We start from the raw sequence: 17849 nt of genomic DNA, 5'->3' as shown, positions 1-17849 counted from the left end.
CGTGTCCCCTCAATGCGCGAGCGCGGCATCGACCGCATCGCCCAGAATCTCGACGATCCTGTCGATCTGCTCGCTGGTGACGATGTAGGGGGGCGCCAGCAAAACATGGTCGCCGCTGACGCCGTCGATCGTGCCGCCCGACGGATAACAGGCAAGGCCGATCTCGAAGGCGGCGCGCATCACCCGCTGGTTCAGTTTGAGCGCCGGGTCGAAGGGCTCTTTCGTCGAGCGGTCGGCGACCAGTTCGATGGCATGGAACAGGCCGCGCCCCCTGATATCGCCGACATGGGGATGGTTGCCGAACCGGGCGCGCAGGCGCTCGTCGAGGCGCACGCCCATCGTCTGGACGGACCGGAGCAGGCCTTCAGCCGCAATCGTCTGCTGCACCGCAAGCGCCGCCGCGCAGGCGACAGGGTGGTTCATATAGGTGTGGCCATGCAGCAGCGAGCGACTGCCCGCCGCAATGGCCTCGACGATCTTGCCGCCGATCAGCACGCCCGCGATCGGCTGGTAGCCGCCGCCGAGGCCTTTTGCGACGATCTCGATGTCGGGGCTCGCGCCCTCCGTCTCCCAGGCATGGGTCACGCCGGTGCGGCCCATACCGCACATCACCTCGTCGAGGATCAGCAGCGCGCCGTGCCGGTCGCAGATCTCGCGCACCAGGCGCAGATAACCCTCGGGCGGAGGCGCCGCGCCAGCCGTCGCGCCGATCACCGTCTCGGCGATGAAGCCCGCCACCGTGCCGGGACCGAGACGCCTGAACTCGCTTTCCAGCTCGTCCCCGAGATGCGTGACAAAATCGGCTTCGCTCATTCCTGTCGGGCGTCGATAGCTGATCGGCGCCGAGACATGGCTGAATGCGTCGGCCAGGAGCGGAGCATAGGGTGCGCGTCGTGCCATGTTGCCGCCCGCCGCCAGCGCGCCCAGCGTGTTGCCGTGATAGCTCTGGCGTCTCGCGATGAACCGCGTGCGCCGGGGCTGCCCGATCTCGATGAAATACTGCCGCGCCAGTTTCAGCGCGGCCTCGCAGGCTTCCGAGCCGCTTGACAGGAAGTAGGCATGCGTCAGCCCGCCCGGGGCATGGCCGACGAGGCAGGTCGCGAGATCCTCGGCCGGGCGAGAACTGAACGCGCCGCAATGGGCATAGGCGAGATCGGCGACCTGTTTCTGGATCGCCTTGACGACACCCGGATGGCCATGGCCGAGGCAGGAGACGGCCGCGCCGCCGGCTGCGTCGATGATCTCGCGGCCATCCTCCGTGCGGATCAGGATGCCCGCGCCGACGACGGCGAGCGGCGGGATGTTATCGAGCGAGCGGTGCAGCAGATGCGTCATCGCTGGCTCCGTGCGGGGCTGAGATAGGCGGTATGCGCCTCGATCCGGGCCTCCGTCCGCCGCAACTGCTCCTTGCCGTCGCTGCCTGCACGCAGATAAAGCGTCGCGGCCAAGGCCTGCACCACGCCGGTACAGGCCGACAGGGACGGGAAGAAGCCGGGCGAGTCGCTGCCGAAGGTCAGCACGACGGCTGCGCCTTCTGCGATGGGCGCTGCCGGCGTATCGACGACCGCGACCACCTTCGCGCCGATATCGGCGGCGGCATGCGCGCAGAGCAGCCCGTCGCGCGAATAGGGGTCGAAGCCGAAGAGCAGCAGCGCGTCGTCGCCGCGCAATCCGCCGAGTTCGACATCGAGCACGCCGCCCATGCCGCCGATTAGCGCAACCTCGGTCCGGAACAGGCGGTAGAGATAGTGAAACAGCATTGCCGGCGCGTGGCAGCTGCGGAAGCCCGCGACCAGCACGCGCGGCGCGCCTTCGAGGACGGCGGCGGCCCGGGCGATGCCGGCGGGGTCGATCTCGCCGAGAGCGCGCTGATCGGCCTCGATCATGCCAGCAACGAGGCGGTTCTCGCCACCTTCGGGCATGGCGCGCGCCGAGAACGGGCCGCGATGGGAGGCTGTAAGCCCCTCGCGCGTTTCCTCGACCAGCAGCGCCTTGAGTTCGTCCCAGCCGGACATGCCCAGCGATTGCGCCAGCCGCGTGAAGGTCACGGGTGCGAGGCCCGAACTGCGTGCGAGTCCGCGCATCGGCGTCGTCGCGGCGTCGAAAGCCCGGCCGATCACGAAACGCGCCGCATCGGCCTGCTGCGGCGGCAGGTGGCGCAGGGCTTCGTTCAGGCGCGTCAGCGTGGCGGAGCTCAAGTTACGATCGTTCCGTTGCGGTCCATGGGTGGAACATCCGTTTCGCGCGGGGCAATGTCAAGGCGGTCCGCTCCGTGCTGGCTGCCGCCGAAATCGACGGAGACGATGGCCGCCGTCGGGCACATCGCCTTGACGCTTCACGACGGCAAACGATATCGAGATTTATGGGCGATCATCCAAAAGGCCACGACATCCACACCCATCATGTCGATATCGCCAATCGGCTTAAGCGGGCGGAAGGTCATCTKAAGAGCGTCATCCAGATGATCGAGGATGGTCGCGGCTGCGTCGACATCGCTCAGCAGCTCGCCGCGGTCGAAAAGGCCATCACCCAGGCCAAGCGCACCCTGATCCAGGATCATATCGATCATTGCATCGAGGATGCGCTCGGCGCGTTGACGCGCGAACAGCGTCAGCCGATCGACGAATTCAAGCTGATCACCAAATATCTCTGAGCCGACGCTGCACGCACGGTCTCCGGAACATTTGGTTCCGCGTAAAATCAGCGGGCGCTTGGGGTATAGCCGGCAAGCGTGATGAGTTCGCTTGCCCGGGCAAGGCCGACGCCCTCGACCGAAACGAGATGGGTCGCCGGATCGGCCTGGACCTTCGCACTGGGAACCGCGCTCTCGATGGCGTTCCTGATCGTGCTCGCGCAATGGCCGCAGCTCATGTCCTCGACACGCAGTGTAACGCCGGCGCTGGCGGAGGCTTTGGTTTTCTCGGACTGGGGCATCGCGAATTTTCCTCGAGCGACTGGATATGCCCCCACCCTGCGGCCTTGCCACATGGCAAGGTCAAGCCCGATCTTCGCGGCTTGCGACGGGGGAGGCGGATGACCAGATACGGCGCTTGACATTCCCACGATGGGAAGCCTTACAGACGAGACCGTTCGTCCAACCGAGGTGGCCCCGATGACGGTACTCACGCAATCCCGGCAGATCCCTACTCCGCCGCCCGTCGCGCCGGGCCGGACGCTGGTGCTGGCGGTCGACGGCATGAGCTGCGCCTCCTGTGTCGGGCGCGTCGAGAAGGCGATCCGCGCGGTGCCGGGCATCGCCGATGTGGCGGTGAATCTCGCGACCGGGCGCGCCACTATCGATCTCGGCAGTGGTACTGCCGGCGAGGTGCTGAGCGCCGTCGAGAAGGCCGGCTACCCCGCGCAGGATTCCGAGGCTGATCTGTCGATCGAAGGCATGAGCTGCGCCTCCTGCGTCGGCCGCGTCGAGCGCGCATTGAAGGCCGTTCCGGGCGTGCTCGATGCGAGCGTCAACCTCGCCACCAGCCGCGCCCATCTGCGCTATGCCGGCGGCGAGGAGGTGCTGGGCGCCGCCGCTGCCGCCGCAACCAAGGCCGGCTACGAGACCCGGCCGATCGTCGACGAAGCCGGCCAGGTCGATCGCGAAGCCGCCGCCCGCGAGGCGGAAATCCGCCATCTCGGCCGCGCGCTGACCGTCGCGGCCATTGCGACGCTGCCGATCGTGGTCATGGAGATGGGCATCCATCTCTCCGAAAATCTGCACCATGTCCTTGCCGGCAGGATCGGCGAGGACATGATGCGGCTGATCTCCTTCGTCCTCGCGACGATCGTGCAATTCGGCCCCGGGCTGCAATTCTACCGCAAGGGCGGACCTGCGTTGCTGCGCGGCGCGCCCGACATGAACTCGCTCGTCATGCTCGGCACCTCGACGGCCTGGCTCTATTCTCTGGTCTCGATCGCCCTGCCAGAGCTGCTGCCCGATGGCATGGACTACACCTATTTCGAGGCGGGAGCGGTCATCGTCACGCTGATCCTGGCCGGGCGCTGGTTCGAGGCCAGGGCCAGGGGCCGCACCGGCCAGGCGATCCGTAAGCTGATGACGCTTCAGGCCAGGACAGCCCGCATCATCCGTGACGGAGCCGAGCGCGACGTCGCGATCGGGGAGGTCCGCCTCGGCGACATCGTCATCGTCAGGCCGGGTGAACGCTTGCCCTTGGACGGCACGGTCATCTTCGGCTCGTCCTTCGTCGATGAATCGATGATCACCGGCGAGCCCGCCCCCGCGCGGAAGGGCGAGGGCGACGAGGTCGTCGGCGGCACGGTCAACACGACCGGCTCCTTCCAGTTCCGCGCTACCCGTATAGGCGCCGACACGCTGCTGGCGCGGATCGTGCGCACCGTCGAGGCGGCTCAAGGGTCGAAGCTGCCGATCCAGGCGCTGGTCGACAAGGTGACGATGTGGTTCGTCCCGGCGGTGATGGCGGCCGCGCTTGCGACCTTCGCGATCTGGATGCTGCTGGGGCCGCAGCCGGCTTTGAGCTTCGCCGTCGTCAACGCGGTCGCGGTGCTGATCATCGCCTGCCCCTGCGCCATGGGCCTGGCCACCCCGACCTCGATCATGGTCGGCACCGGCAAGGCGGCCGAGATGGGCGTGCTTTTTCGCCGCGGCGATGCGCTGCAGGCACTGCGGGACACGCAGGTCGTCGCACTCGACAAGACGGGAACGCTGACCAAGGGCCATCCCGAACTCACCGACATCGTCATGGCCGAGGGCTTCGACGAGGCCGAGCTGCTGCGTCTCGCGGCCATCGTCGAGATGCGTTCCGAGCACCCGATCGCGCAGGCGATCGTGGCCGCAGCGAAGCGGCGCGGCCTGACGCTGACGGAGCCGTCGGACTTCACGGCCGAGGCCGGTTTCGGCGTTCTCGCCACGGTAGAAGGTCGCCGCGTCCTCGTCGGCGCGGATCGGCTGGCGGCGCGCGAGGGCATCGACGTCTCGCCCTTCGCCAAGACGGCGGAGGATCTGGCCGATCGCGGCAAGTCGCCGCTTTACGTCATGCTCGACGGCCGGCTCGGGGCGGTGCTTGCCGTCGCCGATCCCGTCAAGGAGACCACTCCGGCCGCGCTCGCGGCGCTGAAGGAACTCGGCCTGAAGATCGTGATGATCACCGGCGACAACCGCCGCACGGCAGAGGCGATCGCGCGCCAGCTCGGCATCGATGAGGTCGTTGCCGAGGTGTTGCCGACCGGAAAGGCCGATGTCGTCAAGCGGCTCCAGGCGCTGCTCGGCAAGGTCGCCTTCGTCGGCGACGGCATCAACGACGCGCCGGCGCTGGCGCAGGCCGATGTCGGGCTCGCCATCGGCACCGGCACCGATATCGCCATCGAGAGCGCCGATGTCGTGCTGATGTCGGGCGACCTGCGCAACGTGCCCAACGCAATCGCGCTGTCGCGCGCCACGATCCGCAACATCGCGCAGAATCTCGGCTGGGCTTTTGGCTACAACGTCCTGCTGATTCCGGTCGCGGCCGGCGCGCTGTATCCGGCCTTCGGTATTCTGATGTCGCCGATCTTCGCCGGCTTCGCCATGGCGCTGTCCAGCGTCAGCGTGCTCGCCAACGCGCTGCGTCTGCGTGGTTTCAAGCCGCCGCTCGCGACTGACACGGCGAAGTCCGCGCTGACGCCGGCGATCCAGCTTGGAGGCTGAGACGATGAACATCGGCGAAGCGGCGGCGGCATCGGGCGTCTCGGCCAAGATGCTGCGCTACTATGAAAGCATCGGGCTGATCAGGCCGGCGCAGCGCAGCGAAGGCGGCTATCGCGTCTATGGCGAGGAGGATGTGCATACGCTGCGCTTCGTCCGGCGTGCCCGGGGCTTGGGCTTCTCGATCGAGGAGACCTCGGAGCTGCTGGCGCTGTGGCGCGACAAGGCGCGCGCCAGCGCCGATGTGAAGCGTTTCGCGCTGAAGCATGTCCGCGATCTCGAAGCCAAGATCGCCGAGCTGGAGGGCATGCGCCAGACGCTCCAGCATCTCGCCGGCTGTTGCCATGGTGACGACCGGCCGGATTGCCCGATCCTTGAGGACATGGCCGCTTCGACGATCGGTAAAGGGGGCGCGCAAGCCCCGCCGGCCTCGACCTTCTCGTCACGGCCAATCGCACGCAAGCATCGCCTTCGGTCGAACCGGTAAGAGCGCAGAGGTTCAGAGCGTGCGCGCCTGCGCCGCCGTGTGTGGGTGGGAATGCCCGAGCTCCCGAAGGCCGCTCCAGCCGTGATAGGCGGTGTAGAGGCCGACGAGGATGATCAGCGCGCTCGAGAAATAGGGCGCGCGTGCTGCTGCCGTCGAGAGCCAGCCGACCCGCTTGGTCGCCTGCCTGACGCTGATCGCCGCGACCGCGCCGACCGTGACCAGCGTGATGGCGAGCCCGATCGAGAAGCACAGCACCAGCGCCGCGCCAAGCGTGATCTCCTTGAGCTGGATGCACAGCAGCAGCACGGTGATCGCGGCGGGGCAGGGGATCAGCCCGCCGGTCAGACCAAACAGGATGATCTGCCAGGTCGTCACCTGCCGGTCGGTGAAGCGCTTGCGGATGTCGTTGGCGTGCGAGAGCTCGTGAGCGTCCATGTAGCCATCGCCGCTGACGTCCAGCCCCGGCTCGTGCTGGTTTGGCGGCTTGGCGCCTTCGCCGCCATTCAGGAAGGAGACGTCGTAGTCGTGCTCATGGTCGCCATGGTCGAGGCTGAGCCGGGCCGTGAAGTCGATCGGCTCGGCCACGACCTCGGCCGATTCCATGTAGCCGTCGCGGTCGAGGAAGGAGAACGCCTGCGTGCCGCCATCGGGGCGTTCGACGGTGAGGGTGACGTATTCGCCGGCCCAGTTGTCGCCGCTGACGACGCGGAGCCGGAACCGGGCCGGGCGCTCCGGGGTGATCTCCAGAGACATGAAGCCGTGGCCGGTATCGACCATGCGGGAAAGGGGCGAGGCGTCGCGGCTTGTCTCGAACGCGGCGACCTCGCGCTCGTGCTGCCGGGCGAGCTTCTGTTCCTGCCAGGTCCGCCAGAACATCCAGCCCGCGATGCCGATGATGATGACGGCCGAGGCGAGCTGAAAATAGGGCTCGGTGGTTTCGGCGTCGATGCCCTTGAACAGGTACATGCCGGTCAGTGCGACCGCCCAGACCACCAGCGTGTGCGAGAGCGTCGCCGCCAGCCCCAGCAGCACGGCCTGCGTCACGGTTCCCCGGATCGCGACGATGAAGGCCGCCATCATCGTCTTGGAATGGCCGGGCTCCAGACCGTGCAGGGCTCCAAGCAGCACCGCGCTGGGAATGAAGAACCAGGCGCTGTGAGCGCCCTGCGCGAGCAATTCGCTGAACGATGTCACGGCGATCTCCCTTGCGATTGGTGATCGGGAGAAGGCTCGAGCCTGTCGTCTCGCCAGACGAGCGGCTTGTCGAAATGGATGCTGTCCATCGATTCGCTGAACGGGGCGTAGCTCCGGCTCTTCCAGAACGCGATCGTGGCGGCGGCATGAGACGAGGCGTGGAGATACATCGTGTCGTAGCCGAGTAGCCGGGCCTGGTCTTCGCAGAGCCCGTTCAGCCAGCGGCCCAGCCCGTCCCCGCGCTGGTCGCTGCGGACATAGACGCGGCCGAGCATGCCGATGCGTTCGGGCGTTGCGTAGCGCTCTGCGAAGGCCGCGGCCAAGGCCGGCTTCCAGCCGAGATGGCTTACGGCCGCGGTCGCGACGAGCGCCCCGTCCGGCGCGGCCAACGTCCAGAATCCGCCGCGATTGTGCGTGCTGAACTGGTTGGCTTCGGCATCGAGCAGCAGCGAATCGAGATCGGCGTGCCAGTCGGTCCGGTAGTCGAAACCGTAATACTCCTTGATCACGTCGAGGCAGAACCGGCGGGCGGCGGCATGCTCCGGTCCGCTGCTGTCCGACAGGCGGGCAAGCGTCAGCCCGGCCGGCGGGGCTGTCCGCGCTTCTTTCAAGACCCGCGTATCGCTCATGCCGGTCTCCTCTCCACTGACAGGTGGCGCTCAAACGAGGCCGCCACGCGCCATCCCAAAGCGCTCCGGTCATTCAGGCCATGCTTGTTGTAACCTATCGGGGGGGATAGGATCAATCTTGCCCTTGCGGTGTTCGGGTTCGCATCGGCGCGTGATCGGAAATACGTCGGAGGTCAATATCATGTCTCGGCAAGCATCGCTCCATATGGGTCATGGCCAGATGGTCGAGATCGTCGGCCGCGATGCAGGCAACTGGGATCTCGTCTTCAGCGAGGCCGGGATCGAGAACTACAAGGCTCCACCAGTCGCCGAGGTCGAGGTCGACGCGATCGACCGCGAGGGCACGATTGTCCCCCTCGCCATCTCCTCCGGGGGACATTCGATCATCCGCGCCAGCGGCGAGGTCGCCGGCGCCTGTCGGGCACGCGTTCGCGTCGTCCACGGCACGCATTTCCACACCCGAGAGGCGCTCCTGCCGGGCGTCGAGCCGGCGGCCGCCAGGACAGGCCCGCATGGCGGCAGCCTCGTCGGGCTGACGGCGGGCCATGCAGTCGAGATCAAATGGCTCGACGAAACCCGCTGGGAACTGTTCTTCAGCGTGAACGGCGCGCCGACTCCCGCTCCACCCGCCGGCAATGTCGTCGTCCAGGCCATCGGCCCGCGCGCCGAGGACTACCAGATCCGCAATCTGGTAACGGAAACGGGCGGCGGCCCGACGAGCCTGATAGCAAGCGGCAAGATCAAGGATGCCAGTGACGGCCGGATCAGCGTGAGGAGCGCGTCAGGCGAAACCATCCGCGGTTTCGTCATCGCGCCGCGCGGCTGAATTCATCGCAGCAGAAAGCGCTTCCACTGCGGAGCGTCGAAATCCAGACCGCTATTGCCGTCATCCTGGCCGCTACGCGGCTTGTCCAGGATGACGGCGTTGGGGCTCGAACAGAATAGGTGGTTTGGTTTCAGCCGGCAGGCGCAATCCGCGTCGCGGCCGACTGTGCCGGCCGCGAGCCGTCTGCGGCCTCCTCATCCCCATCCCTGAAGAAGCCGAGCAGCCGCAGCGCGTTGAGCGTCACCAGAACGGTCGCGCCGGTATCGGCGAAGATCGCCAGCCACAGCCCGGTCGTGCCGGTGATCGTCGTGACCAGGAACACCGCCTTCAGGCCCAGCGCGATGGCGATGTTCTGGCGGATATTCGCCATCGTGCCGCGCGCTAGACGGATCAGCCGGACGACGTCTCCGACGCGGCTCTTGAGCAGCGCCGCATCGGCCGCTTCCAGCGCGACATCGGTGCCCGAGCCCATGGCGATGCCGGCATGGGCGGCAGCCAGCGCCGGTGCATCGTTGATGCCGTCGCCGACCATCGCGACATGGCCGCTGGCGGCAAGCGCACGCACCGCCTCGACCTTGGCCTCGGGCATCATCTCGGCCTGGACCTCGACGCCGAGATCGCGGCCGATCGCCTCTGCCGTGCGGCGGTTGTCGCCGGTCAGCATCACCGGCGCGATTCCCATCGCCTTGAGCTCGGCGAGCGCGGCCTTCGCATCGGGGCGCGGCTCGTCGCGGAGCGCGATCAGGCCGGCGGCCTCGCCGCCCCTGAGCACGACGACGACCGTCTTGCCCTGTTCCTCGAGCGCTGCGATCCGGTTCGTCATGTCCGGCGCGAACCGCACCTGCTCGCCGGCGAAGCGCGGTGCGCCGACGAAGACGGCGACACCGCCGACCATGCCCTCCATGCCCTTGCCGGGCACGGCGCGGACGGCGGTGGCGGCCTGCGACGGCGCACGGTCGTCGACCGCCCGTTCCGCGATGGCCTGCGCCAGCGGGTGATTCGATTCACGCTCGACTGCAGCCGCAAGGCCAAGCAGTGCGCGCGCATCCCCGTTCAGCGGAACGACGTCGGTAACGATCGGCCGGCCCCAGGTCAGCGTACCCGTCTTGTCGAAGGCGACGGTGGTGATACGAGCCAGCGTCTCCACGACCGCGCCGCCCTTGACCAGCAGGCCGCGCCGCGCCGCCATGGACAGGCTCGATGCGATCGCGGCCGGCACCGAAATGACGAGCGCGCAGGGGCAGCCGATCAGCAGCAGCGTCAGACCGCGATAGATCCATATCGCCCAGTCGCCGCCAGCGACGAGCGGCGGCAGCACCGCGACCAGCACCGACAATCCGACGATGCAGGGCATGTAGACCCTCGAAAACCGGTCGATGAAGCGCTCGGTCGGGGCTTTTGCGTCCTGCGCCTCCTCGACCAGCGTGACGATGCGCGCGATCGTGTTGTCCTGCGCCGCCTTTTCGACGCGAACCCGCAGCACCGCTTCCTGGTTGATCGAGCCGGCGAAGATCGCCGCGCCCGGCTCCTTGCTCCTGGGCACGGATTCGCCGGTGATCGGCGATTCATCGACGCTGGATAGCCCCTCGATCACCGTGCCGTCGGCCGGCACCCGGTCGCCGGGCCGCACCAGCACCGTCTGGCCGATGCGCAGGGTCTGGGCCGCGACCTCGCGCAAGACGCCGCCCTCGTCGAGCACCGCGGTCTTGGGCACCAGCGCCGCGAGCGCCCGAATGCCCGAGCGGGCCTTACTGGCGGCAACGCCCTCCAGAACCTCGCCGACCGCAAACAGGAACACGACGACCGCCGCCTCCTCGATCGCGCCGATGAACAACGCGCCGGTCACAGCGATCGTCATTAGCATTTCGATGGTGAAGGGCGCGCCGGCAAGCGCCGCCATCACCGCGCGACGGGCGATCGGGGCGACGGCAAGCACGGTCGCGGCCATGAAGATCCAGAACGAGGCCGCAGGGAACAGTTCGCCTGCGACGAAGGCCACGGCCAGCAACGCGCCGGCTGTGATCGCGACGCGGCCCTTGGCGCTCTGCCACCAGCGTCGTGGCTTGTCCTCGTGACTTGCGGCAGGCGCCGGCGCATCGGCTGTAGCCGGCTTGAGCGGAACCGGCTGGTAGCCCAGCCTTTCGATCTGCGCGGTCACGGCGTCGGGCGTCGTCGAGCCACCTGCCAGCCGCAGCGACAGCGTCTCGTTTGTCACGGATATCGTCAGGTCGCTCACGCCCGGAAGCCGCTCCAGCGCGGTGCGGATCGTGCCGGCGCAACTCGCGCAATCCATGCCGCCGACCGTCCAGCTCAGCGCCCCGAGCGCGGGTTTCGGTTCGCCATAGCGGTGCCGGCCGTCATGAATGGCATGGTCATGCCCGCAGCCGCAGGCGTCGTGATCTGTAGCGAGGGACTTGGACGACACGGACATTGCAGGCTCCACGCTTGAGTGGAGAGACCATAATTCCTCTAGCGGCTAGAGGATCAAGCGCTTCCTGCGGCTGTTCAGGCGGAAAAATCCGGCCCGTTTCGGCGCGTGGCCTGGCGAGGATCGAACCGAAAGCATGGTTCGGGCGTTGATGAGACAATCGCCGGCAATCCATTCCTTCAGCGCACCACCGTTTTCTCGCCGGGCGAGGAGCTTTTCATGAGCAAAGCCGTTCATCTTGCGGCGCTTATTCGCAAACTCGAGACCATCACCGACCTTCCGCAGAGCGAGCACGACATGCTGCTCGACCTGCCCGTCGCCATGAAGCGCTTCGACGCGCATCAGGACATCGTCCGCGAGGGCGAGCGCACGCGGCAGTGCTGCCTCGTGATCGAGGGGCTGGCCTGCCGCTACAAGACCGTCGGCAATGGCGAGCGCCAGATTCTCTCGCTCCATATCCCAGGCGATATCCCCGATCTTCATTCGCTGCATATCGAGCTGATGGACCACAGCCTGGGGACGCTGACGCCGGCTCTCGTCGGGTTCATCCCGCATGATGCGGTGCGCCGGATCACGCGGGCTTCATACCGCGTCTCCGAAGCGTTCTGGCGCGAGGCTCTGATCGACGCGGCGATCTTCCGCGAGTGGATGGTCGGCATCGGCCGGCGCTCGGCGCCGAGCAGGCTGGCCCATTTCCTCTGCGAGTTCGTCACCAAGATGGAGGCGGTCGGCCTGTCGGACGGTGTCACCTGCGAGCTGCCGATGACCCAGACCGAGATCGGCGACGCGCTGGGCCTCTCGACCGTGCACACAAACAAGAAGCTGCAGGAGCTGCGTCGCGCGGGGCTTGTCGAGATGCGCGGGCGGCGCCTGAAGGTTCTCGACTGGAACGGGCTGTGTAAACTCGGCGAATTCGACCCGACTTATCTTCACCTTCAAAAGAAATGACAGGTTTGCCTGCGAAAATCGGTTCGTTGGCGGAACAGACCATCGTCCAACGCATTCTTCGTCAATGACACGGTTCTTTTTCGATACGCTCGACGACGACAAGCTCGATCGCGACACCGACGGCGTCGATTTGCCAAATGTCGAGGCCGCACGCTCCGAGGCGAAGGCGGCGCTCACCGACATGGCGCGGGAAAAGCTGCCGAACGGGAACCATATGGGCTTCCGCGTCATCGTGCGCGACGAGCAGGGCCGGCAGATCTACACAGCCAGCCTGACGCTCGACGTCGATCTGCCGTGAGCGATTTCTTGTGCAGTAAAAATTCGGGAGACGCCGATCCATCCAGACATTTCAAGGGAAATGCTGGTGCTGCGAGAGAGGATTGAACTCTCGACCTCACCATTACCAATGGTGTGCTCTACCACTGAGCTACCGCAGCAGGATCGATGAGCCCAAACGCCTCTGGCTGTCGCGAAGCGCGACCCCCGGCGCAAGGCCATCGTTCCGAATTGGCGTCCTGATGCCACAAGCCCCGTGCCGACGCAACCCGGAACGGGCGATCGTCCTCAATCGGCCAGCAGCAGGCGCTGGTCGATGCGGAAGAGCCTGCCGTCGCCGAGCATGTGGGCGCTCACGCCCTCGCGAAACAGCGGTGCGAAGGCGCGGTCGCGCAGGTTGAGCCCGCCCGCATAGACCCCCATCGCCGGCATGACGCAGCGCCGCGGCGACAGCGCAAAGCAGCGCCGGCGCAGCGCCCGCCCGCGCATCCTGACCTTCGCGACCGGGTGGAGATGGCCGGCGATCTCGAAGCCGGCCTCGGTGGCGTCGGGCTCGTGGCGCAGCGCCACACCGGCAAGGCCGATCATGGCGGCGGTCTCGCCACCCATCGCGGCGCTGATCTGGCAGTCATGATTGCCGGTGATCCAGAGCCAGTCGCGGCCGCGCTGGAGTGCTTTCAGGGCGTCGAGCGCGCAGGGCGAAAGCCTGCTTTCCGCGTGGCTGTCGTGAAAGCTGTCGCCCAGCGCGATGATGCGGGTGGGCGCATGGCGCAGGACGGCGGCCGTCAGCGCCGCCAGCGTCGCGGCCGAATCATAGGGCGGCAGGAAAACGCCGCGCGCCGCATAGGCCGAGCCCTTCTCCAGATGCAGATCGGCGACGACGAGCGTGCGCTCGTCGGGCAGGAAGAGCGCGCCCGAGAGGTCGGGCGCGAGCGCCAGCCTGCCCAGCATGAAGGCGGCATCCGCGCGCCTCGTCTGCACGGCCAAAACCGTCACGCCATTGCCTCCTCGATCAGCACCGCTTCCGCCTCCGCCAGGATTTCGTCCGCCGCCTCGCCATAAACCGCCTCGCGGCCGATCTCCAGCATCACCGAGACGCCCAGCGGCGAAACGTGATCCAGCGGCTGATGCACGATTTTGCCGCTGATTCGTGTCAGCATCTGACCCAGACGCTGGATGTCGAGCAAGCCTGTGGCGGCGTCCTGCCGTGCGGCCTTGAGCAGCACATGGTCGGGCTCGTGCCGGCGCAGCACGTCGTAGACGAGATCGCTCGACATCGTGACCTGCCGGCCGTTCTTCTCCTGCCCGGGAAAGCGCCGCTCGATCAGCCCGGCGATCACCGCGCATTGCCGGAAGGTGCGCTTCATCAGCGCCGATTCATCGAGCCATTCCTCAAGGTCGTCGCCGAGCATGTCCTGCGCGAAGAGATCGTCGAGGCTCAGCGCGCCCCGCGAAATGGCTGCCGACATGTCGCCCAGCGTCCAGCAGGCGATGCCGTAATCGTTGCAGACGAAGCCGAGCGGCCTCATGCGCGCCCGTTCCAGCCGCCGCGTCAGCAGCATGCCGAGCGTCTGATGGGCGAGCCGGCCCTCGAAGGGATAGGCGACGAGATAGAACCGCCCGCCGCGCGGAAAGGTCTCGACCAACAATTCGCCGGGCTGCGGCAACCGCGATTTTAATCGCTGCGCATGCAGCCAGGATGAAACCTCCTCGGGGAGACCAGCCCACTCCTTCGGACTCGCCAGCATGGCGCGGACCCTTGCGGCGAGGAACGTCGAGAGCGGGAACTTGCCGCCGGCATAGGAGGGGATTTTCGGGTCGGTGCCAGCAGCGGCGCGCGAGCAGATCGCCTCGTTTCCGCTGATGCCCTCAAGGCGCAAGACCTCTCCGGCGAAGATGAAGGTGTCGCCGGGCGTCATCGTCTCGGCGAAATACTCCTCGATCTCGCCGAGCACGCGCCCGCCGCCCATGATCCGTGACGGCTGGCCGGGCTTGGCCGAGCGCGCGCGGCCGAGCCGGACCTTCAGCATGGTCGATTCGACGATGGTGCCGACATTCATGCGGTATTGCTGGATCACGCGGGCATGGCTCGCGCGCCAATGCCCGGCCTTGTCCTGCCTGAGCTTGGCGAAACGCTCATAGGAGCGCAGCGCATAGCCGCCGGTCGCGACGAAATTGACCACCGAGTCGAAATCGAACCGGCTCAAGCCCGCATAGGGCGACGCCGTGCAGACCTCGTCATAGAGCGCGTCCGCGCCGAACCCGTCCGAGCAGGCGACGCCGAGCACATGCTGGGCGAGCACGTCGAGTGCGCCGAGCCTGGGCTCGGGCGTGTCCTGCGCGGCTTGCGCGACGGCGTCCAGCGCGGCCCGGCATTCCAGCAGCTCGAAGCGGTTCGACGGCACCAGCAGCGCCTGCGAGGGCTCGTCCATGCGGTGGTTCGAGCGTCCGATGCGCTGCATCAGGCGGCTGGCGCCCTTTGGCGCGCCGATATTGACGACGAGATCGACATCGCCCCAGTCGATGCCGAGGTCGAGCGTGGCCGTGCAGACGACCGCTTTCAGTTTGCCCGCCGCCATCGCCGCCTCGACCTTGCGGCGCTGGCCGGCGTCGAGCGAGCCGTGATGCAGCGCGATCGGCAGATTGTCGTCGTTGATGCTCCACAGCGCCTGGAAGGCGAACTCCGCCTGCATGCGGGTGTTGACGAAGACGAGCGTCAGCCTGTGAGCGGCGATCGCCTTGTAGATCTCGCCCATCGCATGGCCGGTGGTATGCCCGGCCAGCGGCAGGCGGCTTTGCGTCTGCAGGATGCCGATGCGGGCCTGCGCTCCGCCGGTGACGGTGACGAGCCCGGCGGGTGTCTGTGCCCCGCCGAGGAAGCGCTGCAGGTCGGCGGGCTCGCGCACCGTCGCCGACAGCCCGACCGCGCTGACCTGCGGCGCGAGTGTGCGCAGCCGCGCGAGATCGAGCGAGAGCAGGTCGCCGCGCTTGGAGGTAACCAGCGCATGCAACTCGTCGAGCACGATCCGGCGCAGATTCGCAAAAAAAGGCTTTGCATCGCGATGCGAGACCAGCAGCGCCAGTTGCTCCGGCGTCGTCAGCAGGATGTCGGGCGGACGGGCGATCTGGCGCGTGCGCTTGGCCGCCGAGGTGTCGCCGGTGCGGGTCTCGACCTTGATCGGCAGCCCCATCTCGGCGATCGGCATCTCCAGATTGCGGGCGATATCGACCGCGAGCGCCTTCAGCGGCGAGATGTAGAGCGTGTGCAGCCCGTCGCGTTCGCGCCCCGGCTCGGTCAGCTCGACCAGCGAGGGCAGGAACCCGGCGAGCGTCTTGCCCGCGCCGGTCGGCGCGACCAGCAGGGTCGAGCGCCCGGCGCGCGCCTCCTCGAGCAAAGCGAGCTGATGCGGCCGGGCCTGCCAGCCGCGGCCGGCAAACCAGTTCGAGAAGGCGGGAGGGAGCGGGGAGGGCGCGACCATGCGCTCCAGAGATAGGGCGATCGTTTAGAGAACGAAAGGGGAATAGCGCAGGCGCGGCGATGCGCGCGCTTGCCAGCCGAGCCACGTGCCGGCTATTTCAGCTTAGCAAGACGTTCAGCACTTTCATGTCTCAGTGCTCTCTCGTCGCGTAGCAGGATACGGGAAAGTCCAAAGCCATGATCATGGACGATAGCAATGTCGATGCCCGCAAGGCGCATGAAATCGCTCTGCTTGGCCGTCGGGCGGGGCTCCTCAACCGTCGGTCATTTCTGGCCGCCTCGGCTGCCGGGCTCGGTGCTCTCGGGCTGGGCGGCTGCGCGAGCTCCGATTACATGAGCCTGGCAGAGGCGCAGAAGCTCTACGGGCCGGTGCCCGAGGAGAAATTCCCGATCCCGGCGGCCGATATCAGCAAGGTCGATCCGCAATATTACCGCCGGACGGTTCGCTACGAGACCAAGGAAGCGCCCGGTACGATTATCGTCGATCCCGGCAATTACTACGTCTACCGCGTCGAGGGCGACGGATCCGCCACACGCTACGGCGCCAATGTCGGGCGCGACGGCTTCCGCTGGAACGGCGACGCCTATGTCGGTCGCAAATCCGAATGGGCGACCTGGACCCCGCCCAGGGAGATGATCAAGCGCCAGCCGGAGGTGGCCGTTTGGGCGCGCGGCATGCCCGGCGGCCTCGAAAACCCGCTCGGCGCCCGCACGCTTCACCTCTATCAGAACGGCGCCTACACGCTCTACACGATCTATGCCTCCAGCGATCCTGAATCGATCGGCTCTGGCGTCACGAGCGGCTGCGTCGGCCTGCTCAGCCAGGACATGATTCACCTGTACTCGCAGACCCCGGTCAAGACGAAGGTGGTCGTCCTGCCGGCATAGCAGCGGTCAGTCGGCGACAGGCTCAGTGACGGCTGTTGCCGACACTGAGCAGCATTGTTGTCAGCGCCGCTCGGCCATCACGATCAGGCCCGGAACGGCCGCGCCGCGATCCTGTCGCGTGCTCGCCGGTTCGACGAGAACGGGGCTCAGCCCTGCTGCCGTCAGCCTGTCTCGCAGCCAGCCTTCGGCATGGGCGAAACGCCGATCCGCCCCGACCACCACGCCCGCGCCGGCATGGCTCTGAACGGTAAAAGCCAGCAATCCGCCCCGCGTCAGCACCCGCGCACTCTGCGCGAAGGCGGCCTGAAGCTCGCCGAGATAGACGAAGACATCCGCCGCGATCACGAGATCGGCGCAGGCGTCGGGCCGGCTCGTGAGAAAGCTGGTCAGCCCCGCGACGGCGAGCTTGTCGTAGAGCGGCTCGCCGCTTTCGCGGAGCTTGCCCCGCGCCCGCTCGATCATGCGCGGTGAAAGATCGCAGCCGGCCAGAAAGCCTGTCTGCTCCCGGATCGCCTCGCCCATCAGCCCGGTGCCGCAGCCGAGATCGAAGACGGTCTCGAAGCGCAAGGCCCGGCCACTCTCCTGACAGAACCCGGCGAGCGCCTGCTTCAGAAGGGCCGGAGCGGTGTAGCGCAGGGTCTCGACCAGATGGCTGTCGAAACGCTCGGCATAACCGTCGAACAGCACCCCGGAGAAGTTTTCCGAGGTCGCGTCCTCGGCAGCCATCGCGCCGATGCGGGCAAGGTCGAGCCGCGCGCCGAAATGGTCGTTGGGATCGAGCGTCAGGCATTGCCGCCAGGCGGTTGCGGCCTCCTCGGCGTGGCCGAGCGCCTCCTGCGCCAGACCGTAGAGGTGCCAGGCGGCGGTGAAGGAATAGGCCTGCGCCAGCGTCTGGTCGAGGATGTCGACGCAAGTCCGCGCGTCGCCATCCTTCAGCGCGGCCTCCGCCCAGGCGTAGCGGCGGTCCAGCGTCGGATCGCCCGAACTGGCGGAATGCGTGGCAAAGCCCTTTTCGATCATGCGGGCCGGTCTA

The 17849-nt window shown here is 67.2% G+C and carries 17 protein-coding genes and 1 tRNA gene; 7 read left to right on the top strand and 11 right to left on the bottom strand.

The genetic code is table 11. The annotated features are described in order from the left end of the window. Positions 1-9: 9 nt before the first annotated feature. Both AC1DZY_RS07355 and AC1DZY_RS07350 read right to left on the bottom strand, forming a co-directional pair. Positions 10-1335, bottom strand: a complete 1326-nt coding sequence (locus AC1DZY_RS07355; protein ID WP_476819429.1) for an aspartate aminotransferase family protein — start codon at positions 1333-1335, stop codon at positions 10-12. After that, on the bottom strand, positions 1332-2198 hold the full coding sequence (locus AC1DZY_RS07350) for a MurR/RpiR family transcriptional regulator (RefSeq protein WP_476819428.1): 867 nt from the start codon (positions 2196-2198) through the stop codon (positions 1332-1334). Before AC1DZY_RS07350 ends, AC1DZY_RS07355 begins: the two co-directional genes overlap by 4 nt. A 164-nt stretch (positions 2199-2362) precedes the next feature. On the opposite strand from AC1DZY_RS07350, the gene AC1DZY_RS07345 reads away from it, so the two are divergent. Then, positions 2363-2653, top strand: coding sequence for a metal-sensing transcriptional repressor (locus tag AC1DZY_RS07345; protein ID WP_476819470.1), 291 nt, complete (start codon positions 2363-2365; stop codon positions 2651-2653). Positions 2654-2700: 47 nt separating this feature from the next. On the opposite strand, the gene AC1DZY_RS07340 is transcribed toward AC1DZY_RS07345, so the two are convergent. Next, positions 2701-2934 carry a heavy-metal-associated domain-containing protein gene (locus AC1DZY_RS07340; protein WP_476819427.1) on the bottom strand — a complete coding sequence of 78 codons (234 nt, stop codon included), beginning with the start codon at positions 2932-2934 and terminating at the stop codon, positions 2701-2703. Positions 2935-3196: 262 nt separating this feature from the next. On the opposite strand from AC1DZY_RS07340, the gene AC1DZY_RS07335 reads away from it, so the two are divergent. Together AC1DZY_RS07335 and cueR are read left to right on the top strand one after the other, a co-directional pair. After that, complete coding sequence (locus tag AC1DZY_RS07335; protein ID WP_476819469.1) at positions 3197-5665, top strand: heavy metal translocating P-type ATPase; 2469 nt, start codon at positions 3197-3199, stop codon at positions 5663-5665. Between the two features lie 4 nt (positions 5666-5669). Further along, positions 5670-6149 (top strand): Cu(I)-responsive transcriptional regulator, encoded by a 480-nt coding sequence (gene cueR, locus AC1DZY_RS07330; protein WP_476819426.1) that lies wholly within the window; start codon positions 5670-5672, stop codon positions 6147-6149. Between the two features lie 12 nt (positions 6150-6161). Here the strand turns inward: cueR and AC1DZY_RS07325 are convergent, their stop codons facing one another. After that, on the bottom strand, positions 6162-7343 hold the full coding sequence (locus AC1DZY_RS07325; protein WP_476819425.1) for a nickel/cobalt efflux transporter: 1182 nt from the start codon (positions 7341-7343) through the stop codon (positions 6162-6164). Further along, positions 7340-7972 (bottom strand): GNAT family N-acetyltransferase, encoded by a 633-nt coding sequence (locus AC1DZY_RS07320; protein WP_476819424.1) that lies wholly within the window; start codon positions 7970-7972, stop codon positions 7340-7342. Before AC1DZY_RS07320 ends, AC1DZY_RS07325 begins: the two co-directional genes overlap by 4 nt. A 181-nt stretch (positions 7973-8153) precedes the next feature. On the opposite strand from AC1DZY_RS07320, the gene AC1DZY_RS07315 reads away from it, so the two are divergent. Further along, the gene (locus AC1DZY_RS07315) at positions 8154-8798 is read left to right on the top strand and encodes a hypothetical protein (RefSeq protein WP_476819423.1); all 645 of its coding nucleotides are present in this window, start codon (positions 8154-8156) and stop codon (positions 8796-8798) included. A 130-nt stretch (positions 8799-8928) separates the two neighbouring features. Here the strand turns inward: AC1DZY_RS07315 and AC1DZY_RS07310 are convergent, their stop codons facing one another. Together AC1DZY_RS07310 and AC1DZY_RS07305 are read right to left on the bottom strand one after the other, a co-directional pair. Then, a complete protein-coding gene (locus AC1DZY_RS07310) occupies positions 8929-11091 on the bottom strand; it encodes a heavy metal translocating P-type ATPase (RefSeq protein WP_476819468.1) in 2163 nt (720 codons plus the stop codon). A gap of 183 nt (positions 11092-11274) precedes the next feature. Then, positions 11275-11463, bottom strand: a complete 189-nt coding sequence (locus AC1DZY_RS07305) for a hypothetical protein (protein ID WP_476819422.1) — start codon at positions 11461-11463, stop codon at positions 11275-11277. Between AC1DZY_RS07305 and AC1DZY_RS07300 the strand changes: the two genes are divergently transcribed. Further along, complete coding sequence (locus AC1DZY_RS07300; protein WP_476819421.1) at positions 11446-12174, top strand: Crp/Fnr family transcriptional regulator; 729 nt, start codon at positions 11446-11448, stop codon at positions 12172-12174. The genes AC1DZY_RS07305 and AC1DZY_RS07300 overlap by 18 nt on opposite strands. Before the next feature lie 64 nt (positions 12175-12238). Further along, on the top strand, positions 12239-12472 hold the full coding sequence (locus tag AC1DZY_RS07295; RefSeq protein WP_476819420.1) for a DUF6894 family protein: 234 nt from the start codon (positions 12239-12241) through the stop codon (positions 12470-12472). A 64-nt stretch (positions 12473-12536) separates the two neighbouring features. Here AC1DZY_RS07295 and AC1DZY_RS07290 read toward each other — a convergent pair. The 3 genes from AC1DZY_RS07290 to AC1DZY_RS07280 all read right to left on the bottom strand — a co-directional run bounded on the left by AC1DZY_RS07290 (position 12537) and on the right by AC1DZY_RS07280 (position 15929). Next, positions 12537-12611, bottom strand: a tRNA-Thr gene (locus AC1DZY_RS07290). Between the two features lie 127 nt (positions 12612-12738). Continuing rightward, positions 12739-13446 carry a ligase-associated DNA damage response endonuclease PdeM gene (gene pdeM, locus AC1DZY_RS07285; RefSeq protein WP_476819419.1) on the bottom strand — a complete coding sequence of 236 codons (708 nt, stop codon included), beginning with the start codon at positions 13444-13446 and terminating at the stop codon, positions 12739-12741. After that, positions 13443-15929 carry a ligase-associated DNA damage response DEXH box helicase gene (locus tag AC1DZY_RS07280; RefSeq protein ID WP_476819418.1) on the bottom strand — a complete coding sequence of 829 codons (2487 nt, stop codon included), beginning with the start codon at positions 15927-15929 and terminating at the stop codon, positions 13443-13445. Before AC1DZY_RS07280 ends, pdeM begins: the two co-directional genes overlap by 4 nt. Positions 15930-16105: 176 nt before the next feature. Between AC1DZY_RS07280 and AC1DZY_RS07275 the strand changes: the two genes are divergently transcribed. Further along, on the top strand, positions 16106-16816 hold the full coding sequence (locus AC1DZY_RS07275; RefSeq protein WP_476819417.1) for a L,D-transpeptidase: 711 nt from the start codon (positions 16106-16108) through the stop codon (positions 16814-16816). A gap of 60 nt (positions 16817-16876) precedes the next feature. Here AC1DZY_RS07275 and AC1DZY_RS07270 read toward each other — a convergent pair whose 3' ends face one another. Continuing rightward, the gene (locus tag AC1DZY_RS07270) at positions 16877-17836 is read right to left on the bottom strand and encodes a class I SAM-dependent DNA methyltransferase (RefSeq protein WP_476819416.1); all 960 of its coding nucleotides are present in this window, start codon (positions 17834-17836) and stop codon (positions 16877-16879) included. Positions 17837-17849 lie beyond the last annotated feature (13 nt).

It is taken from the genome of Allobosea sp. P2_A10, assembly GCF_056405115.1.
This window is presented reverse-complemented; position numbering and strand designations above follow the sequence as displayed.